This window comes from Kordia sp., assembly GCF_050633145.1.
Classification (GTDB): Bacteria; Bacteroidota; Bacteroidia; order Flavobacteriales; family Flavobacteriaceae; genus Kordia.
In genome coordinates, this window is sequence record NZ_JBOEFY010000020.1 from 62,839 (window position 1) to 83,259 (window position 20,421).

Consider the following 20,421-nt stretch of genomic DNA (forward strand, 5'->3'; position numbering starts at 1 on the left):
TTCCCCCTTGGTTCTCCTAAACCCTATAATATAAATACATGATGAAGATTGGAATTTTAATAGTATTCCGTAATGATGAAAGTATAATTGAAGTACAAAAGTTTATAGAATTGCTTACCGAAAAAAATAAGTTAGCGGTTTGTTTTGTAAATAACGGCAGTACAGATGGTACACTCAAATTATTGAAAGAGATTCAAGAAGAAGTTAGTATTCCGATTTCAATTATTGATGTCAAAAAAAGTCGCGGTCATAATGCTGCAATTAAAGCTGGCATTCGCTATTTGACAAGTAAAGACGATTTACCCTATACATTGTGTTTACAAAAATATACTTCACAAGATTTTTCAACGCTAAAGAAGGTATTTCGCATTATAACACAAGAGAAAGGTGTTGTGAAAGATTTGTTTAAAAAAACCAAACGCATGATTCATAAGAATGTGTTTTCGCTAAGTAGTATTTTGGATACTGCTTGTTAGGTGGTTAGACTTCTTAGACGCGTTCCCGCGTAAGTGAGAATCTCTTAGAGTCGCTTTGCTTTTGGGTATTGGATTGTTTGAAATTCTCAACGCCACATCGTAAATTTTTGTAATGAAATGAAGAAAGATTGTATTTCGACTATGCTCAATAGAACTATCGAGAGTTTTCAACTCGCGCTAGTAATCTAAAAGCATAGCGTGTCTAAAGATCTAATTAGTCTTATAAAAAAACTCCAACACTATACTAGCATTGGAGTTTTGTAAAATGTATAAATTTATTTCTTATTGTTTGATGAATTTCTGTGTAAATACTTTTCCATCAGATTCTAAACGTAAGATATAGTTTCCTGTTTGTAAGTTAGAAACATCTATTGAATGTTCTTTTAGTTTTAAGTTTAGTACTCGTTTTCCTTCTATATTAAAGATCGTAGCAATTTTTCCAACTAAGTTTACAGGACTGTTGATGTTCATTATTTTTCCAACTGGATTTGGATGAATAGCAATGCTTTCCAATGTTTCATCAGGAATACTTAAAGTTTGTCCTTCAGTAATGATATGATGTGTATTGATCGTAGGGTTAACAAGATTATCTACTGTTCCCGATGGCCAGTAAATAATAATATTATCAATAGTATCTTCCGTTCCTATCCCAAAGTGTGCATTAAGCGTACTCATAAAACGGAAACCTTCTCCACTACGTACATCACGAATTTGAACTCCAGAAGCTGTATGTACTTCTACTCTAGCTCCAATTCCGTTAATGTTACTTGCAACTCCTGTTGTGGTAATTTTTACCCAATTGTTACTGTTTGTTGTGTTAGTATATAACGTTGTTCCAGAAATTGCATCCATGAATCCATCGTTGTTTAAGTCTCCAAAAGAACCGTTGTTTCCTGATAATACATTATCGTACACTGTAAATGTCATATCTCCATTTCCAAATAGAATACTTCCGTTTGAAGCGATGTCTAAATTTCCATCATTATCAAAATCGTGTGTCGCATTTTCAATTCCTAAGTTGCTTAATGCTGGTAATATTCCTGAAGCAGCAGTAACATTGGTAAATGTACCGTTTCCGTTATTTTGCATTAATTTGTGTGTTCCGTCAGCAGTTGAACTTGCTCCAACAAAAACGTCCATATCTCCATCGTTATCATAATCTCCCCAAGCAGAAGACCATGTTTGTAACGGATCTGCTAAACCTGCAGCAGTGGCTACTTCTGTAAAGTTTCCTGTTCCATCGTTTTGGTGTAATTCGTTAATATTAATTGTACTAGAACCTCCACGACATTTTGCGATAAACATATCCATGTCTCTATCGTTATCATAATCAATCCATACAGAACCATAATTTCCTCCACCTGCAATATCTCCAAGTCCACCTTGGTTAAATACTAGGTTTCCACTTCCATCATTCATATAGTATACATTCGGATCAACATCATGACACACAAAAGCATCTAGGTTTCCATCTTGATCTAAATCAACAAAGTTTGAACGTTGTGAGAATACATATTCTGATCCTGAAATTTCTGTAAATCCAGTTCCAGTATCATTGGCTTTCATAAATGTTACTCCATTTCCTCCACCATATAATAAATCGGTAAATCCATTTTTATCAAAATCGGCAGCGGCCAAACTCCAAGAAGGCGAATTGTCTGCGTTTGTTGTTGTAATATTTGTAGCGGTAGCACTTAAACCACCTGTTGCTTGCTGGTAGAAGATATTTACATTTGTTGTTCCAATAGAAACTACATCGTCTAAAAAGTCGCCATTCATATCAACAGCAGCTCTTTGAGTTCCTGTTGTTGCAACCGTTGATGTAGTAAAGTCCGCTGGCGGTGGTGGCGCTAAGGTTGTAAAGTTTAATGGTCCGCCCCAAATACTAAAGTCTACTCCACAAATTGCTCGAACATACACCTCGTAAGCTGTTGCAGCATTAAGTGAGCTTAGGTTTACACTCGTAGCACTTGCTGCTGTTCCTGCACCTGTTGGAACTCCTGTTCCTGCTGGTTGTATTACATATTCCCAAGCAGTTTCTCCATTGTTAGCCGACCAAGAAACTGTTGCAGAGTCTTGTGTAATTGCAGAAGCATTTAAACTAGAAGGTGCAATACAGAATGATCCGCAAGTTTCTACACGTACAAAATCGATAGACATGTCTCCATGAAAACCTGTTCCTGTTCCTGTATGACTAAATTCTATATAAATTACTTGTCCTAAGTATGTGTCTAAGTTTACTCCAACAGGAACCCAAGCTTCAGATCCGCTTGTTTGTAATTCTCCTGCGAGTGAAAATACGGTTGTAAATGGTCCGGAAGCAGAAGTACCTATTTTTACGTCTAATGATCCCATTTCTGCTCCATAGGCATGTAAATAGAATGACAGTTCAGCACCATCTGTTGCAGTTGATAAGTCAATTGCTGGACTCACTGCAGAAGCTGTTGCAGCTGAATTCCCAGAAGCTTCATAGTTCATGAAGTTTCCTCCACTGAAAGCTGTATTTGGTCCTGTATTATCAGAAGTAGATCCATCTGGAATTTCCCAAGAACCATTTCCGTTATTTAAATCTCCTGTCCATCCAGCAGCTGAGTCAAATTCTTCTGTAAAAATATATGTTGATGATCCTGATCCACAAGTTACACCAGCTGGTCCTGGTGGCGGACAGTTACTTTGTGTCAATGAACTGCTATTTGTACTACAGTTTGCATCTTGATCATTTTGAATAGAAATTATAATATCCGTTGCATTGGCAAAAGGTCCAAATTGAACCGATCCTGCTGCTGACAATGATTGATTTGAACTTCCTTGGTTATCTGAAATTGTTAATGATGTTGCCGATCCTAAATCAGAAACATTAACATCCACTAAAAATCCTCCACTTGTTGCACAATCATCTACAACTGTATAAGCTACTGTTGGATTTGTACAAGTAGCACAGTTTACATCAAAATCCCAATGTACATAACCGTTAGTATCGCAGCCAATTGTTCCATCTGAATTTGCCATAACAGTAATGGTATCTCCACTTGATTGAAACGTTAAGCCTGTTAAGTCTCCATTGTTTCCATAACCATTATATAATTCGGTTCCGTCAGTATCTAAAACGATAAGTTCATCCCAATCGTTTTCTGTTTCTCCAGCGTTAAATGTTACTTGCAAATCTGATCCGTCAGAACTCACAAAAACAAAGCTAGTTGTATCATTAGTTGTATAACAATAGGTCGTATTTACAGCACCCGCGGTACAATCGACCGTAGTTTGAGCTGCTGCAAAAAAGCAAGATGCTAAAAAGCATATTAGTAAAGTAATTTTATTCATAGCTTGGTTGGTTTTTATTTTGCTACAAACCTTTGGATGAATCCGTAGCGTTAGTTTAGTTGATAGTCTTTTATTCACATTCGGTAGTGATTCCATCAATCCATTGTCCTATCATTTCGACAGCTTCTTTGTGGATAATAGTTCTTCCGAGTAATGGCATTCTAAATTCTTCTGCTTCTGTATTGAGTCTGTAATACATTACTGAACGTTCTTTTAGAGAAGGTGTAACAACTTTAATCATTCCTGGAATGGCTTCGTCTGGATCTACACAAATTCCTAAATTATTAGGGTCTCCAGATTCGCTGAAAGCAAAACGTATTGGTCTGTAAGAGCAATGTGATCCTTCTTGATGACAGTGTGCACAATTAATGTCTATATAAGAGCGAACTCGTAATTCGATTGGTTGTGTTTCATCGCTCCACTTTACCACAGTGTTTATTGTTGCAGGTAAGTTGTCTTCTAAATATCCTTCATCAATTAATTTTTGAAGTTGATTTTCAGTTCCATCTGCATAATCATACATGCTATTAAGGTTTTGTGGCTTCATTCCAATAGGAACAGAATCTTCACCACTTTTATGGCAAGTAAAACATTCTACTTCCGAAGGAATTCTGTAATTGGCGCTTTTCATTTCGCCAGCTTCCATAAAATCTACATTGGTAAATGAACCATCGAGACTAAGGGTTGCTTCTGTTTGATCATCATTCCAAACATAATCAGCAAAATACCAATCATCCGCTTTTTTTAACATTAAGCGTGTTTCTATGATTCGTGTAGTATTACCAGGTTGAACGTTATTGTAATAAAATGTTTTTATTAAAAAAGTCCCTACTGGCATATCGATTACCTCAGTATCAGAAGCATACATTGCTTGTACATCACTAGGCATCCAAATAAAACGTTTCTTTTTAGCGTAGTCGGTAAATAGTGTTGAAATAGGCTCATAAGGAATAACGCCTAGTACAGGTGCTTGATCTTTCATATCGCCTTCAAAGAAGCTGTATTCTGAAAGTGTAGCAAATGGAAAAGCATCTATGTCTAACACTACTGGCGAAGTAGGGATTGGCACATAATCATCTTCCATTGAGGTTGGTGGTGTTGTGGGGTCGTTATCATCGCTACCACAAGAAAATAATGCAGCAGAAAACACTGCCAAAATAGCAATTTTACGTAGTCTTTTAATCATGTTTTAGTTTAGTTAGTGTACTAATATAGCAAAAAAAAGAATGTTTCGTTTGATTATTAGCGAGTTACTCATTATATAAGACAACTCAAAGTCCTTTTGTCCTACCTTTTAAGTAGAATTATTTTTGGATAGTTTTAATTTTACAGTAATTTTTATTGTTTGTTGTAAATTTTGCACTACAATTTTCATTTTCTATCTTTAAAATATTGAAAGGCAGTTTTTATGGAAAAAAACAAAGCAAGTTATAATGAACTTGAACAAGAAAATAAGCAGCTCAAAGAACAGTTAAACAATATTGAAAGTTCAAAAAAGTTTCAAAAAAAAGCTGCAAAATGGACACTCAAAAAAGGTGCTGGCGTTTTCTTGGGAAAAGGTTTAAAAGATGCTATAAAGCAAACCTTAACGGAATTCAATACAGAAAAGAAAGTTTCTACAGATACTGCTTCTAATTTAGGCGCACATATTATTTGGCGCTTGACACGCATCGGTATTTTTGCAGTGATTATTGCCATACTTCCTACTTTATTCTTAATTATTCAAACAATCTATTTAGGAAAACAAAATGATAAAATAGACAAACAAAATGAGTTGATTACGAACCAAAATACACGTTTAGAACAACAAACCTATTTGCAAGAAGCTGGACGAAGAAGCTCTTTAGTTTTTCTAACAAATAATGTATTAGACAAAATGGATGATGAGCTTAAAAAAACAAAAAATAAAGATAGAAATCTATCAGATCAATTAATTGGACGTATTGTAGCACTTTCTAAAAGTTTAAAACCCTATAAATATTTAGAAAATGATTCGCTGTCTATGACGGTGAGTCCTGAACGAGGGCAATTGTTGGTTAATTTGACGAAAGCAAAGCTTGGAGAAGAAACTTATGTAAAGATTTTTGAAGATGCTGATTTTTCGTTTTCTGAGCTTTCTGATATGACTTTTGAGGATATTAATTTCGGAGACATTAATTTGTCTAACTCTTTTTTTGATTCAATAATTTTCTCTAAATGTAATTTCAATGAATCCAATTTTTCTAGTTGTACATTTGATAAAACTTATTTCAGACTGTGCTTAGGGTATTATTTGAATTTTGATAATTCATATGCAATTAATTTAGGTTTTAATTTTTCTTTTATAGAATTTATTGATTTGAGTTCCTCTTTAGTAACACAATTATCTTTTCATAATTCGTTCTCAATCAAATTTACTTTCGAGCAATCAATGGGAAGTAATCATGTTATTGATAATTCTTTTATAGGTTTTCTTAATATGGACCCTAAAAGGAAATCACCCTATATGAGATATTCTATAAATCAATATAGAGGAAAAAATAAGGTATTAAAGCCTTCTGACTTTAACAGAACAACATCCCATTTATTTAATAGGTTTAATAATGTAAAACCCAATCAATTTATTATCAAACGCCTTCGTATTAATGAAAATGCTTGTCGGTTTATCAATAATGAGAGCTATAAAAATTTTGGGATAATAGAAGTTTTTAAAAGTAAACCTAATAACTTAGTTGGTAATTGTTTTGCAAATTCCGAAATAATGAAAGTAAAAAATAATAATTTAGGCAATAAGGAATATGTAAATGATGAATTTGAAAAATCAATGAAAATTTTCATGGATATGATTGAAGATGAGAAATTTGAAACTGATTCATATTTTGTGAAAAATTTTTACAAGGATGATTATGAAAACTCTATTTTAAAAATAAAAGAAAAAGCAATAGAGATGATCCAATTCACATCAGAAAAAGATTTTAAAGATTTCATTAATTCTAGAAAGGTATTAAAAAGTCGTTATGAAACTTTCAAAAAAAGCAAACATTACAAATCAGATGAATAAAGATAACCCAACCTCAACACCATTCTCCAACACTTCCAAACTCTCAAAAAATATTACAGCTTCCTCATATTTAGCAAGCACTAAATAATGACTGCCTTTAAAATAACTTTGTTTTACTGTGACTTTGAAATCAGGGTTTTCTGAAACTTTCAGCTGGTGCGGATACACTAAAATGGTTTCTGTTAAAGTTTCCGTGTTTGGGAATAGACTCGCAGGTAATTCATTTACTTCTCCAAATAAAGAAGCTACATATTTGTTTGTTGGATTTTTGTATAACTCTTTAGAGTCGCTTTGCGCGATGAGTTCTCCCTGCTTTAGCACAATGGTAGTATCTGCAAACGAAAGTGCGTCTGTGCGATCGTGTGCAGCTACAATGCAGGTAATGTTTTCTTTCTTAAGATAATTAAACAGATTTCTACGCAACGCATTTTTTCGGAAGTTGTCAATATGACTAAAAGGTTCATCTAACAATAGTACTTCTGGTTCGCGTGCTAAGGCTTTTGCCAATGCGACACGTTGTTGTTGTCCGCCACTGAGTAGTTTTGCTTTTACATTCGCAAACGCAGACATTTCCACCATTTCCAATAGCTCGTTGATGCGTTCCTGTTTTTGTTCAGGATAGAAATTAGATAAATACGTCCCAATGTTTTCTGAAACCGTTGTGTATGGCATTAAGTCAAAATCTTGCGCAACGTATTTCATACGTTCAAAACCTGGTACTAAGTTAAATTTTGGCCCTAGAATTTGTTCATCTTTCCAGAAGATTTCGCCAGCATCTGTATCATATAAACCATAGATAAGTTTGAGTAAGGTACTTTTTCCGCAGCCACTTTCTCCAATAATTGATACATGTGTTCCTTGCGGAATTTCAAAAGAGATATCTTTTAAAATAGGCGTATTCTCCAAATAGGAAAAGGAAACGTGTTGAACTTGAAGCATGGTGTTTTTTTAGAACTGCAAAAATAGGGAGTAAAAAGATAATTTAAGTAATGAACTATTTATTTAATAATTCCTTCAATTTTTCAGGATTCATTCTATTATTAAAAAAAGTAATCAAGTATATTTTATTAGCATCAGCATCTTTTTTGTAGAATAAAGAAACATTTTTATGAATAATTACTTTGTGTATTCTAAGGCTGTGGTTTACGTATGGATAAACAATTTTATTGTTTTGAATCTTTTCTAATAGTTCGTTGGTTAAATTATTAAAGCTTACAAGCTCATTTTTTGTCCATCGTTTAGTAAGGTTTTCAAGAATTTCTATATAGGTAATCTTTGCAAGTTTCGTCCAAATGATTTCCATTTTTATATTCCATACGTTTTACTTATCTCTTCCATTACTTGCTGATGTGTAAACGTGTTTTCATTTTCAATATCTTTTAACCCAGCTTCAATAAATAATTGCTCAACTTCAGAAATAGTATTGTAATCTGAAGAATCAGAAAGTTTATTTTTTAATTCTTTTAACTTAAGAATAATAGTTTCGTCTTTCAGGTTCACCAACCATTCCATTAATTTATATTTTTCCAATTGTACATCCATAATAAAGACTTTATACTCAAAGATACTAATTTTAGATTCCTGTCTACGCAGGAATGACAATATAAAACCGCCAAACTGAATTTCAATTTGGCGGTTTTTCTAAATAAATGATAGTATTCAAAGTATTTCTCAATAGTTCTGCTGAGCTTACCGAAGCACAAATTTGTTTCACAAATTCACTCGAAAAGAAGTTTTTAATTTGAGATCCCGTTTTTCAATGGGATAGTTCAACTTACAATTTTGAGTACGCTTTGCAAACTTCTCAAAATTGAGTTTCACTAGTTCTTAAATTCTTCTAGAACGGCTTTGTTTGGCAATTCGGTAAAGCCCATATTGAATAATGTGAAACCGTACATATCTGCCGTTTGCTCAATAGTTTTTGAAATTGGCGTTCCTGCACCGTGTCCTGCATCTGTTTCAATACGAATAAGTGTAGGATTGCTTCCTGATTGTTTTGCTTGCAATTCTGCTGCAAATTTGAAACTATGTGCTGGTACTACTCTGTCATCATGATCTCCTGTAGTAACCATTGTTGCAGGATACTCAACTCCTTCTTTTACATTGTGTACTGGCGAATATCCTTTTAGATAATCGAACATTTCTTTGTTGTCTTCAGAAGTTCCATAGTCATACGCCCAGCCTGCGCCAGAAGTAAACGTATGGTAACGTAACATGTCTAATACTCCAACTGCTGGTAACGCAACTTTCATTAAATCTGGACGTTGTGTCATGGTTGCACCTACTAGCAATCCGCCATTTGAACCACCACGAATGGCTAAGAAGTCACTTGACGTGTATTTTTCAGCAATTAAATATTCCGCCGCAGCGATAAAATCGTCAAACACATTTTGCTTTTTCATTTTTGTTCCTGCATTGTGCCATTCTTTTCCGTATTCGCCACCACCACGAAGGTTTGCTACAGCGTAAATTCCGCCTTGTTCCATCCAAACTACATTTGCGACACTAAAAGAAGGTGTTAATGAAACGTTGAATCCGCCATATCCATATAGAATTGTTGGATTTTTACCGTTCATTTCAATTCCTTTTTTGTGTGTAATAATCATAGGAACTTTGGTTCCATCTTTAGATTTGTAGAATACTTGTTTGCTTTCGTATTCGTCTGGATTAAAGTCAATTCCTGGTTTTCTGTATACTTTTGACGTTCCATCTTTTGGATTGAATGTATATGTTGTTCCTGGTGTTTTGTAGTTTGAGAATGAAAAATATAATGTTTCATCATCTTTTTCTCCGCTAAATCCGCCAGCACTTCCAACACCAGGTAGTTTTACTTCACGAACTTGTTTTCCATCGTAATCATATTGTATTACTTTTGAAACTGCATCTACCATATATTCTGCAAAGAAATACCCTGAACCAGTTGATACACTTAGTACATTTTTGGTTTCTGGAATAAAATCGACCCAGTTTTCTGGAGCAGGATTAGACGCATCAACAGTAACTACTTTTTGGTTTGGCGCGTTCATATTGGTCATGATATATAGTTTAGAACCTACATTTTCTATGACGTACGAATCTGTATCTGTATTGTCTAAAATAGTAACAGTTTCACTATTAGGATCTGTTAAGTCTTTCATTAACAATTTAGTACCTGATGTTGAAACTCTCGGATAAATGAATAAATAGTTTCCATCTTCTGTAACTCCACCGCCTACATAGCGATGTTTTTCAGCTTCAGTAGCACCATAAATAACCTTGTCATCTTTTTGAGATGTTCCTAGTTTATGGTAATATAATTTGTGTTGATCGGTTTTGGCAGACAATTCACTTCCTTTTGGCTTGTCGTAGCTAGAATAGTAGAAACCATCGTTTTCTTTCCAAGAAATACCCGAGAATTTGATATCTACCAATGTATCTTCAACTACTTCTTTTGAAGCTACATCCATAATAACTATTTTTCGCCAGTCACTTCCACCTTCTGAAATAGCGTAAGCAACAATTTTTTTATTGTCAGAAAAGCTCAATCCGCTTCCCATAGAAACTGTTCCATCTTCTGAGAACTTGTTAGGATCTAAAAAGACTTCTGCTTTTTCGTCTCCTTTTTGTCTGTAGATTACATATTGATTTTGCAGTCCATCATTTTTATAAAAATATTCGTATTCACCTCTTTTTCTTGGCGCACTAATTTTTTCGTAGTTTATTAGTTTTGTGTAACGATTTTTAAGTGCTTCACGAAATGGAATACTATCTAAATAGCCAAAAGTTGTTTTGTTTTGTTCTTTTACCCAAGCTTCTGTTTCTTTAGAGCTATCATCTTCTAGCCAGCGATATGGGTCTTTTACTTCGGTATCAAAATAGGTATCTACAACTTCTTTTTGTTGTGTTTCTGGGTACGTCACTATGATTGATTTTTTTTCAGGTTCTTTCTCGCAAGAGAAAAAGAATATTGCGAGACAACTAATTTTTAGCAATTGTTTCATTTAGTAATTTTTTAGTATTTCTGCGTCATATAAAATTTACAATTTATATTTTCACAGAGGTTGGTTTACTTCAAATTTAGGATAAAAAAAACCACTTCTATCTATTGGAAGCGGTTTTTAACAAAATGCTAAGATTTTTACTCGATAATCGAGATGTGAGTCTGCGGTTTATCTCAATACTATAAGGTGAGTTCTTTCCTAATGGTAAATGAGCTTCTGCCAAAGTAGTTTACTAATAAAACAAAGGTTTAAATTGTGACCAATGTTTATAGATAAGTATAATATTTAATGTAGCAACAACGAGTGCACCAATCATTCCACCAGATAAATCTAAAAAGAAATGAAATAATAAAATGTTTACTGATATTGGAGCCAATAAGATAAGCGCGAAAGGCACCCATTTTTTAAGTATGAGCAATCCACCAATATATACTTCTAATGCACCAACAAAAGGTAAAATGTATCCTGCAGTATCAAGTGAACTCATAAATTCACCTGCTTTTAAAGGTAGTTTGGGAAGCGGTAAAAAACCTGATTCCATAAAAATCATGATAAGTTTATTAGCGCCAAATACAATGAGAATTACCCCTAATACGAAGCGAATAATTTTGGTGAAGTTGGAGTTCATATATGTAGAATTTTGAGTTAGTGTACTATCAAGATATAAAAAAGATAGTGTATTTACCAACTATTTTCGACAACAAGAACTATATCACAGATTTAATAACTTACTTATTTATAGCTGTTTGAAAATATGAAAGGGCACTTCGACTCCGCTCAGTGCCCTTTTATTTTAGTTTTGTTAGACTAATTTATGGTCTACTAAATGTTGTGCAATTTGAACCGCGTTTGTTGCTGCTCCTTTGCGTAGATTATCTGAAACAATCCACATGTTTAAAGAGTTTGGTTGTGAACCATCGCGACGAATTCTTCCTACAAAAACCTCATCTTTTCCTTCTGCATAGATTGGCATTGGATATACATTTGAATCTGGATTGTCTTGTACTACAATTCCTGGTGATTCTTGCAATAGTGTACGAAGTTCATCGACATCAAAGTCGTTTTCAAATTCGACATTTACACTTTCAGAATGTCCACCAACTACAGGAATACGAATTGCTGTGGCAGTAATAGCAATGGCATTATCGTCTAAAATCTTTTTAGTTTCATTTACCAGTTTTACTTCTTCTTTTGTGTATCCGTTTTCTACAAATACATCGCAATGTGGCAATGCATTTCTATGAATTGGATATGGATATGCCATTTCTCCTTTTTCACCTACGTACTCTTGTTCTAATTGACGTACCGCTTTTACACCAGTTCCTGTAATTGACTGATAGGTAGATACTACAATACGTTTGATTTTGTATTTTTTGTGTAATGGAGCCAATGCTACCACCATTTGAATGGTAGAACAGTTTGGATTGGCAATAATTTTATCGTTTGATGTCAGTTGATTTGCATTAATCTCTGGAACAACTAGCTTTTTAGATTGATCCATTCGCCATGCAGATGAATTGTCAATTACTGTAGTACCGACTGCTTCAAATTTTGGTGCCCACTCTAAAGAAGTATTTCCTCCAGCAGAAAACAGAGCAATATCTGGTTTGGCATCAATAGCATCTTGCATACTTACAATAGGATATGCATTTTCTCGATACGTAATTTCTTTTCCAATAGATCTTTCAGAAGCTACTGGGATTAATGTAGTTACAGGAAAGTTTTGTTCTGCTAATACTTTTAGCATTACCGTTCCTACCATTCCTGTTGCGCCTACGACTGCTACTTTCATTGTATTTCTTTTTTGTCTTTTATATATAATGAAACAAACATACTATATGTTTCGAAGTGATTATTTTTGTAAAATTAGGAATAAATACTATGCAAATCTTATAAAGTTTTCCAAATACCAAAAATTTCACAAAAAGTTATATATAACACAAAAGCCACTCTTTTAAAGAGTGGCTTTTTATATTCTATTACTGAAAAAGTTATTTTTTTAATAAGTCTCTTATTTGTGTTAATAACTCTTCTTGAGTTGGTCCTGCTGGAGCAGCTGGAGCTTCTTCTTCTTTCTTCTTTGTTTTGTTATATGCTTTGACGATCAAGAACATAATAAATCCTACAATGATTAAGTTAACAATAGAGTTAATCCATACACCATACGATATTACAGCTGCACCTGCTTCTTTTGCTGCAGCTAAGGTTTCAAATTCCTTATCACCTAAAACTAAGTAAAGGTTTGCAAAGTCTGTTCCGCCTGTAAAATACCCTACAAAAGGCATTACAATGTTGTCAACAAATCCTTTTACAACTCCGCCAATAGCGCCTGCCATAATTACGGCTACTGCAAATTCGATCACATTTCCACCAGTGATAAATTCTTTAAATTCTTTAATCATAATGTTGATTGTTAGTTATTATTGAATCTAAAAGTAGTAAAAAATATGATAGTTTTCAATTTGTTAGAATGAACTATAGGTCAAATTAACGAAGAAATACACGTTTTACTCGTTGAGAAACCGCAGTTAGAATTTCATATGAGATGGTATTTATTTTTGCCGCAAATTCTTCTGCGCTTTGTCCTTCTCCAAAAATAATAACTTCATCACCTTCATTACATCGAATTCCAGTAACATTTATCATTATCATATCCATACATACATTTCCAACAATAGGCGCAGATTTTCCATTAACAAGAACACTGCCTACACCATTTCCAAATTGTCTGCTTATTCCATCCGCATGTCCTAGTGGAATGGTCGCAATCGTAGCATAATCGTCTGCAATAAATGCGCGATTGTAACCAACGCTTTCTCCTTTTTCGATACGATGTATTTGTGAGATGACAGATTTTAATGAAGCAACAGGTTGTAAGTGTTTGTCATATTTTGAATCGTTTCCAAAACCGTACAATCCAATTCCTGTACGAACCATATCAAAATGTGCCTCTGGATAGTTTAAAATTCCAGAAGTATTTGTCATGTGCAACATTGGTTTGTAGTTGAGTCCTTTTTGAAATTTTTCACTAATTTCCTTGAAGAGTTGTATTTGATTTTGAGTGAATTCTTTTTCGTTATGATCTTCCGAAGCAGCTAAATGCGATAATATAGAAGTCACTTTTATTTGCGACAGCGTTTTTAGTTTTTGAATAATGTGTTCTGTATCTGTATGAAAAAAGCCCAATCGGTTTAAACCTGTATTAAACTTTATATGTACAGGATACTCTTTTTTTCCTTGTTTTGCAGCTTCTTTAGCAAATGCAGTAAAAATACGGTCATTATACAAACTTGGTTCTAAATTGTAGGCAATGGCGTGTTTTAAATTTACAATTTGTGGATGCAGTACTAAAATTGGCGTTGTAATTCCTGCAGCTCTTAAGTATGCGCCTTCACGAATGTAGGCTACTGCAAAATAATCAACATTGAGTTCGTCTTGTAGGAACTTAGCAATTTCTATGGCATCACTTCCGTAGCCATACGCTTTAACGACAGCTAAAATTTTAGTTCCAGTTTTGGTTTTTGATTTTAAGAATTCAAAGTTTCGTTGTAGTGCTTTAAAATTAATTTCTAAAACAGATTCTTGATTGTGTAACATTATGGTAGTTAATTGTCAGGTTGTCGTTTAGGAACGATTTCTTCCGCATCATCAACTTCAATCTCCTTCACTGATTCTTTTAGCATTGCTTTATAATAAGCGCCGCGACTTAATGGTTCGTATTCATCAGTTTCTCCTAGCAAGACCAGATCGTCGCTTTTGGATTTTCTAAAACTGTATTGTGCTAGGTTTCCCGTTCGTGTACAAACGGCATGTACTTTTGTAACGTATTCGGCTGTTGCCATAAGCGCTGGCATTGGTCCAAATGGATTCCCTTTAAAATCCATATCCAAACCAGCTACAATAACTCGAATGCCTTTATTGGCTAAGTCGTTGCAAACAGCTATGATACCATCATCAAAAAATTGTGCTTCGTCAATTCCTACAACATCGCAATTATCGGCTAATAATCTTATGTTGGCGGCGGCGGGAACAGGTGTCGAACGAATTTCGTTTGCGTCATGAGAAACTACCATTTCTTCGTCATATCGAATATCGACGGCAGGTTTAAATATCTCCACTTTTTGCTTTGCAAATTGTGCTCTTTTGAGTCTGCGGATCAGTTCTTCTGTTTTTCCAGAGAACATTGAACCACAAATAACTTCAATCCAACCAAATTGTTCTTTATGATTTACTGTATTTTCGAGAAACATTTTGTAATTTTCAAGTCGAAAACGAATTTATACTCGTTTTTGTAAAGGTGGAACAAATTTATTAAAAAAACAAAGGTTATACAACGACATTAGTTTAAAAATTATGAAGAAAAAATTAGAAGGAGATTTAGTAAGTATAGCGCATCGAATCTTAAAATTAAAAGGTAAAGAAGATGTAGTTGCATTACATAAAGAAGCGAAAGAAGTTTTTGAAAAATTGTCGGTACTCCTATTTTTTGAAGAGCAATTCAAGGATTCTGTGCCAGATTATGCCGATTCTTCTTTTTTCCAAACTTTAGAGAATGTGTATAACCATGATAAGGTAGAGCAAAATGCAGAAGATGATGCCATGACACGACACCATTTGGTGAGCGAAGATCCTGAGCAAGACGAATTGGTAGAGCCATTGATGGAAACCATTAAGAATATGGTGGCCGAAATGCCAGAAGACGATGTAGAAGAAGATTCTCTTATACCAGAAGCAACTCCAGAGCCAAAGCGTGAAACTTTGGAAGATATTTTGGCAGATGTATTGCCACAACCAACATTTGTAAAGAGTGAAGAAATTGCGGAAGTAGAAAAACCAGCACCAACACCAAAAGTGGTAGAAACTGTTACAGAAGAAGTAAAAGCTGCTGTAAAAGTAAAAACCAAAACAACAAAAACCGAAACCAAAGCTAAGTCATTAAATGATCGCTTAAATACAGGTATTTCTATTGGATTAAACGATCGTATTGCGTTTACAAAGCATTTGTTTGATGGAAATCAAGAAGATTATAACCGTGTAATTTCTCAATTGAATACGATTGAAAGCGAAACGGAAGCAAAAGCTTTTGTGTACGACATGATTAAGCCTGATTATAATAATTGGACAGGAAAAGAAGAATACGAAACACGTTTTATAGAAATTATTGAGCGCAAGTTTGCGTAGTTTTTTGAAAGGAAGATCCAAGATTTTTGGAGTCTAGAATCAAGACATTTTCTAAATAAAATCTCAATAACTTTTTTCTTTATTTCATTATGAAAAACCACTCGATTTATCGATTTAGAAAGAGATAAAATTTAGTGGTAAAAAAGTAGTGCACAAGAGTAAGAATAATTTAAAATTCAACATTTAGAATTTATCATTATAAAAAATCTAAAAGCGCAGCGATCTAAGAGATTTCCGCTTTTGCGGAAACAAGCCTAAGAGCAAAGCGATCTTTTAAATCCTAATAATTCAAATATACCCAACCAGTTTTTTCAATAGTATTGCCTTGTAATTTGAGTATGTAAAAATACGTTCCTGCTGGTAAACGCTCATTTTTATTGAGCAATACTACATTATGATTGGCTTCACCATTCCAGTTATTTGTATAGTTTCTTACTTTGTATACAATAGTTCCCCAACGATTAAATACAACTAATTCATTGTCCGTATAATTATCTAAACACGCTATTTCCCATACATCATTGATAGAATCATTATTTGGAGAAAAACCATTCGGAATTTCTAAACAATCTGGAAATGTAATTGCTGATGCTATGTTATTAGTTAGGTTTAAATCTGTTGCTGATTGATCTATAATTTGAACAATGTTGTTATAATCGTCACCATCAACAACAGTAACATTCAAGGTTAATGTCGCCGAATCTCCTGCTGTTAAGGTCGTAATTGTCCACAATTGTGTATTAGCATCATACATACCATTACTTGCAATATGTGAGACATATTGATATCCGTTTGGAAGCAATTCTTCTACAACGATATTCGTAGCATTTTCAGTACTGTTATTCGTAATGGTAATGGTAAATTGAATAGATTCTCCAATAGAAGGCATTTCGGTATCTACTACTTTTTCAATTCCTAAATCGATACAAGAAACACTCGTTATTTCAACTATTTCGCGTGCAATTCCAGGACAGTTATTTTCGTTGATGATTTCTATTTCATAAGTTGTATCAGTTGTAATACTTCCTGTTTCAAACGATGTTCCTGTAAATACAATTTGTGTAGGGTTTGATGCTTCATACCAATTATACGTATATGTTGTTGTTGGGTTGTTAATGGTAAGTGTTGTTGTATCACCAACACAAACTTCTACATCATCAATGGCAAGATCAATATCGTTGTGAATTTCAAAAACAGTTACTTGAAGTTGTACTTCGTCATCATCGGCAAGCGAATCGCCTAAATCATCTACATCAAAACTCGTATTCACATCACTATCTAAATCGACAATATTAGTCGCAGTAATTTCTGCAGTAGTTTCATATTGATTGGTACTAGCATCTATATCTAAAATAGTAGCTGTAATCTCTGCGGTGAATGTATTGTTTCCAGCTACGCTAGAAATGACAATTCCCGACAGTTCCCAAATTCCTGTTGCGCTTGTGTACGTTCCACCTGCATTATCTGAAAGATAAGTAAAACCTAAAGGGTTCAAATACTGTTCAACCGCGACATTTTCTGCATCGTCAGGTCCATTATTTGTAATTGTGAGTGTAAATATAGCTTCATCACCTTCGCAATATTCGGTTTGGTTTGGTGTTAATGAAATTTCTAAATCGGCACTTGGCGGAATAGGCAATACATTTAATGTTGCTAAAGCATTTGTTGCATCAATATTATTTAGATTCGAAAAATTAGCAAATTCGTTTGTATATAAATTGCTCGTATCTGAAGTAACTAAAACGGCAAAAATACAATTGGCAACTCCGTCTGGAATCACCAAATTGGCAATTCCCACAAAATCATCATTCGTTAACCCAACAAAATCAGCTGTAGCGCCATTACTTTGTACCCAATACGGATCGCCTGCTAAGACAATTCCCGCTGGTAAATTATCAGTAAAAGAAATTCCCGATTGCCCAATATTCCCAGGAACATTTTCAATGGTAAATGTTAATAAAGAAGTTTCTGTAGCTATAATTTCATCTGGTGTAAATGTTTTAGTCACACTTGGCGATAATACTTGAACACTGGAAATAGAAATATTGGTACTTGGATCTGACTCTGCATTGTTGGCAGGATCAGGCTGTACTTCGGCAATGTTTGTATATGAACCTCCAGAATTGGGTGCCATAACTGGAATTATAATTTGTATGGTAGCATCTGGATCTAGCAATGGAATAATTCCCGAAACTTCATTTGTAGTATTATCAACCATAAATGTAGCAATACAAGTTGCATTTCCACTTGTTACTGTACACGTTGGCGTTCCAGTAATTGTAAAAGCATTGTTTACCGTAGTTGTAAATATAGCATCGGTTGCTGTGGAACTTGTGATACTATTTGTAATATCGACAATCCAATCAAAGTTAGAGTTAACAGGTGTTGTTGCTTGTGATGGATACGTTTGAATAATTAAATCGACACAAGAAGTAAGATAACTAGTTTCTGAATCCGTTTGTGTTGAGTTATCTAAACCAATAATACTGACAGAAGCCGAATTTGTTACTGGTACAACTAAACTTGAACATTGCGGATTCCAATTGACTACAACTTCAAAAGTAACGGAACTATTCGTTGGGAGTATCCAATTTTCAGTTTCTCTAATTTCCCAGAACACCTCATCTATCATTGTTAGTGGAACACCTATGTTGGCATTAGGAATTGGAACACAATTAGCTGTTCCTGTGGTTTCAATGCACGTTACAGACTGTAAAGTTCCTGTTGCAACACTAGTACCTCCATAAACATCTACCAATGCTAAAGGAACTTCATTCGGGTTGTTGTTTGACACCGTAATATGATAGGTAATATCGCCCCAAGGAATGGGGTTTTGATCCGAACTTCCCAGTGGCAATGCAGGACTGACTTGGGTTTTTGTAATAGTTACACTATCTGGGGTAACGCAATCATCCGTTCCCATAGATTGTGGTAATACAATGGTATCGAATTCATTATTATCACCAGGAGCACAATCTACATGTTCTAACATGTTTGCCGTTGTTCTAAAAGGAGAATCAATAACAGTATCTGTTGGGCAATCGGGCTCCATATATTGTACTACCGTTTCAATAATTATAATAGCTCCTGCTGGAATAGGAAAATCTTCTACTTGCCAAAACTGTTCGTCAGTGTCAAAACTAATATCAGCACAGGTGACGCCTCCAGTAGCACTCACACAAGTAATAGAAATAAACTGCCAAGGGATTCCAAGATTTTGTAAGAAGAATTGAATTGTAGTATCTAACGGACCATTATTGGTCAATGTTGTTTGATATGTGACTTGTTGATTCCAATCGGTAAGTGGAGGGCCAGGCACTGGATCTATTTGTTCTGTAGTAATAGAAACATCGGTACATGGACATACTGTAGAATCTAATAAGTCTGTGATTTCAATATTTGACTGATTGGAAGCTGTATTAGCTTCTGTAAGTACAATCTCTGCAAGGCTCTGAACAACTATAAGCTCCGATTCAATACCGCAATCGCCTTCTGTATATTCAAAAACAGCACTAAACGTTAAACTAGACTGTGAAGGGAAAATAATTTCCTGACCGTAGTTGTATGTTGTCGTAATAGGTACTAGAATAAAAGGAATTCCTGGAAGTGGACCAAAATCTGTTGGGCAAAGAACACCATTTGTACTTCCAATGCATTCCAAAGATATTAACTGTAATGTTGCAGAACCATTTACAGAGTTAGATACCAAACCTTGAAGCAGTTGAAAATCATCAATTGGATATTGCGTATTACCATTATTAGTTATGGTAAATTCGAATGTCACTTGATCGCCCCATGCAGAAATTCCGGTTCCTGAAGTTGGATTTACTTGTTGGTACGTAACGGTAAAATCTAACGGAGTATAGGTCACATCCATGGAAATGATAGAAGTATTTCCACTAGGTGAAGTATCAGTTGTTCCAACAGGCGGATCTACTGTAGCTGTTGTAGAAATTCCTCCAGAGAATTTAGGTGCTCTTACTAAAATTCGAATTTGCACGCTTGACGCTGTGGGCAAATTAGGAAGATCGGCTGTAACAATGCCTGTATTTCCATCATATACAAAATTAATAGCGTCAGCTGCGCCACCAACTGCATTAAGACTTTCAATAGTCAACACTACAACACTTGGTGCAAATTGCTGCGAAAATGTAGCATTACTAACATCATTTCCTGAGTTACTTATGGTGGTAACATAGTAGAATTCTTCAAAAAGTACTACATTAGAAATTGGTGTTCCATTAAGGTCAGTAGCTTCAATACTTGCAGATACATCTGTGGTTTGAGCCCATCCAACATAAAAACTAAACAAGCAAAAGACGGTTACGTAAAGTTGTTTCATATTATTATAATGATGGGGGAAATCTAAAAAGGTTGCGTATATATAACAATTAAATCGTAGGAATTAAGACATTTTATGTTG

General features: G+C 34.5%; 15 protein-coding genes. 3 read left to right on the forward strand and 12 right to left on the reverse strand.

The annotated features are described in order from the left end of the window. The first annotated feature begins 38 nt into the window (after positions 1-38). The gene (locus ACRBBL_RS10090) at positions 39-476 is read left to right on the forward strand and encodes a glycosyltransferase (RefSeq protein WP_431368920.1); all 438 of its coding nucleotides are present in this window, start codon (positions 39-41) and stop codon (positions 474-476) included. A 282-nt stretch (positions 477-758) separates the two neighbouring features. Here the strand turns inward: ACRBBL_RS10090 and ACRBBL_RS10095 are convergent, their stop codons facing one another. Then, the gene (locus ACRBBL_RS10095) at positions 759-3,797 is read right to left on the reverse strand and encodes an FG-GAP-like repeat-containing protein (protein ID WP_431368921.1); all 3,039 of its coding nucleotides are present in this window, start codon (positions 3,795-3,797) and stop codon (positions 759-761) included. A 70-nt stretch (positions 3,798-3,867) separates the two neighbouring features. Beyond that, entirely contained in the window at positions 3,868-4,983 is a 1,116-nt protein-coding gene (locus ACRBBL_RS10100) for a hypothetical protein (protein ID WP_431368922.1), read from the reverse strand. Between the two features lie 222 nt (positions 4,984-5,205). On the opposite strand from ACRBBL_RS10100, the gene ACRBBL_RS10105 reads away from it, so the two are divergent. Next, the gene (locus ACRBBL_RS10105; protein ID WP_431368923.1) at positions 5,206-6,837 is read left to right on the forward strand and encodes a pentapeptide repeat-containing protein; all 1,632 of its coding nucleotides are present in this window, start codon (positions 5,206-5,208) and stop codon (positions 6,835-6,837) included. On the opposite strand, the gene ACRBBL_RS10110 is transcribed toward ACRBBL_RS10105, so the two are convergent. From ACRBBL_RS10110 to ACRBBL_RS10150, 9 genes are all read right to left on the reverse strand, one after another. Beyond that, positions 6,826-7,776: an ABC transporter ATP-binding protein gene (locus ACRBBL_RS10110; RefSeq protein ID WP_431368924.1), complete on the reverse strand. Its 951-nt coding sequence runs from the start codon at positions 7,774-7,776 to the stop codon at positions 6,826-6,828. The two genes, ACRBBL_RS10105 and ACRBBL_RS10110, sit on opposite strands and share 12 nt — an antisense overlap. Before the next feature lie 55 nt (positions 7,777-7,831). Then, on the reverse strand, positions 7,832-8,140 hold the full coding sequence (locus ACRBBL_RS10115; protein ID WP_431368925.1) for a hypothetical protein: 309 nt from the start codon (positions 8,138-8,140) through the stop codon (positions 7,832-7,834). A 2-nt stretch (positions 8,141-8,142) separates the two neighbouring features. Further along, positions 8,143-8,379: a hypothetical protein gene (locus ACRBBL_RS10120; RefSeq protein ID WP_431368926.1), complete on the reverse strand. Its 237-nt coding sequence runs from the start codon at positions 8,377-8,379 to the stop codon at positions 8,143-8,145. A 278-nt stretch (positions 8,380-8,657) separates the two neighbouring features. Beyond that, positions 8,658-10,817: a prolyl oligopeptidase family serine peptidase gene (locus ACRBBL_RS10125; protein WP_431368927.1), complete on the reverse strand. Its 2,160-nt coding sequence runs from the start codon at positions 10,815-10,817 to the stop codon at positions 8,658-8,660. A gap of 232 nt (positions 10,818-11,049) precedes the next feature. Beyond that, a complete protein-coding gene (locus tag ACRBBL_RS10130) occupies positions 11,050-11,445 on the reverse strand; it encodes a DoxX protein (protein ID WP_431368928.1) in 396 nt (131 codons plus the stop codon). 174 nt (positions 11,446-11,619) lie between these two features. Then, positions 11,620-12,609, reverse strand: a complete 990-nt coding sequence (locus ACRBBL_RS10135) for an aspartate-semialdehyde dehydrogenase (protein WP_431368929.1) — start codon at positions 12,607-12,609, stop codon at positions 11,620-11,622. Positions 12,610-12,808: 199 nt separating this feature from the next. Next, entirely contained in the window at positions 12,809-13,219 is a 411-nt protein-coding gene (gene mscL, locus ACRBBL_RS10140) for a large conductance mechanosensitive channel protein MscL (RefSeq protein WP_431368930.1), read from the reverse strand. An 85-nt stretch (positions 13,220-13,304) separates the two neighbouring features. Beyond that, positions 13,305-14,414 (reverse strand): alanine racemase, encoded by a 1,110-nt coding sequence (alr, locus tag ACRBBL_RS10145; RefSeq protein ID WP_431368931.1) that lies wholly within the window; start codon positions 14,412-14,414, stop codon positions 13,305-13,307. 8 nt (positions 14,415-14,422) lie between these two features. Continuing rightward, positions 14,423-15,067 (reverse strand): thymidine kinase, encoded by a 645-nt coding sequence (locus tag ACRBBL_RS10150; protein ID WP_431368932.1) that lies wholly within the window; start codon positions 15,065-15,067, stop codon positions 14,423-14,425. 103 nt (positions 15,068-15,170) lie between these two features. Between ACRBBL_RS10150 and ACRBBL_RS10155 the strand changes: the two genes are divergently transcribed. Continuing rightward, positions 15,171-15,998 carry a hypothetical protein gene (locus ACRBBL_RS10155; RefSeq protein ID WP_431368933.1) on the forward strand — a complete coding sequence of 276 codons (828 nt, stop codon included), beginning with the start codon at positions 15,171-15,173 and terminating at the stop codon, positions 15,996-15,998. 280 nt (positions 15,999-16,278) lie between these two features. On the opposite strand, the gene ACRBBL_RS10160 is transcribed toward ACRBBL_RS10155, so the two are convergent. After that, positions 16,279-20,340 (reverse strand): gliding motility-associated C-terminal domain-containing protein, encoded by a 4,062-nt coding sequence (locus ACRBBL_RS10160; protein WP_431368934.1) that lies wholly within the window; start codon positions 20,338-20,340, stop codon positions 16,279-16,281. Positions 20,341-20,421: the final 81 nt, after the last annotated feature.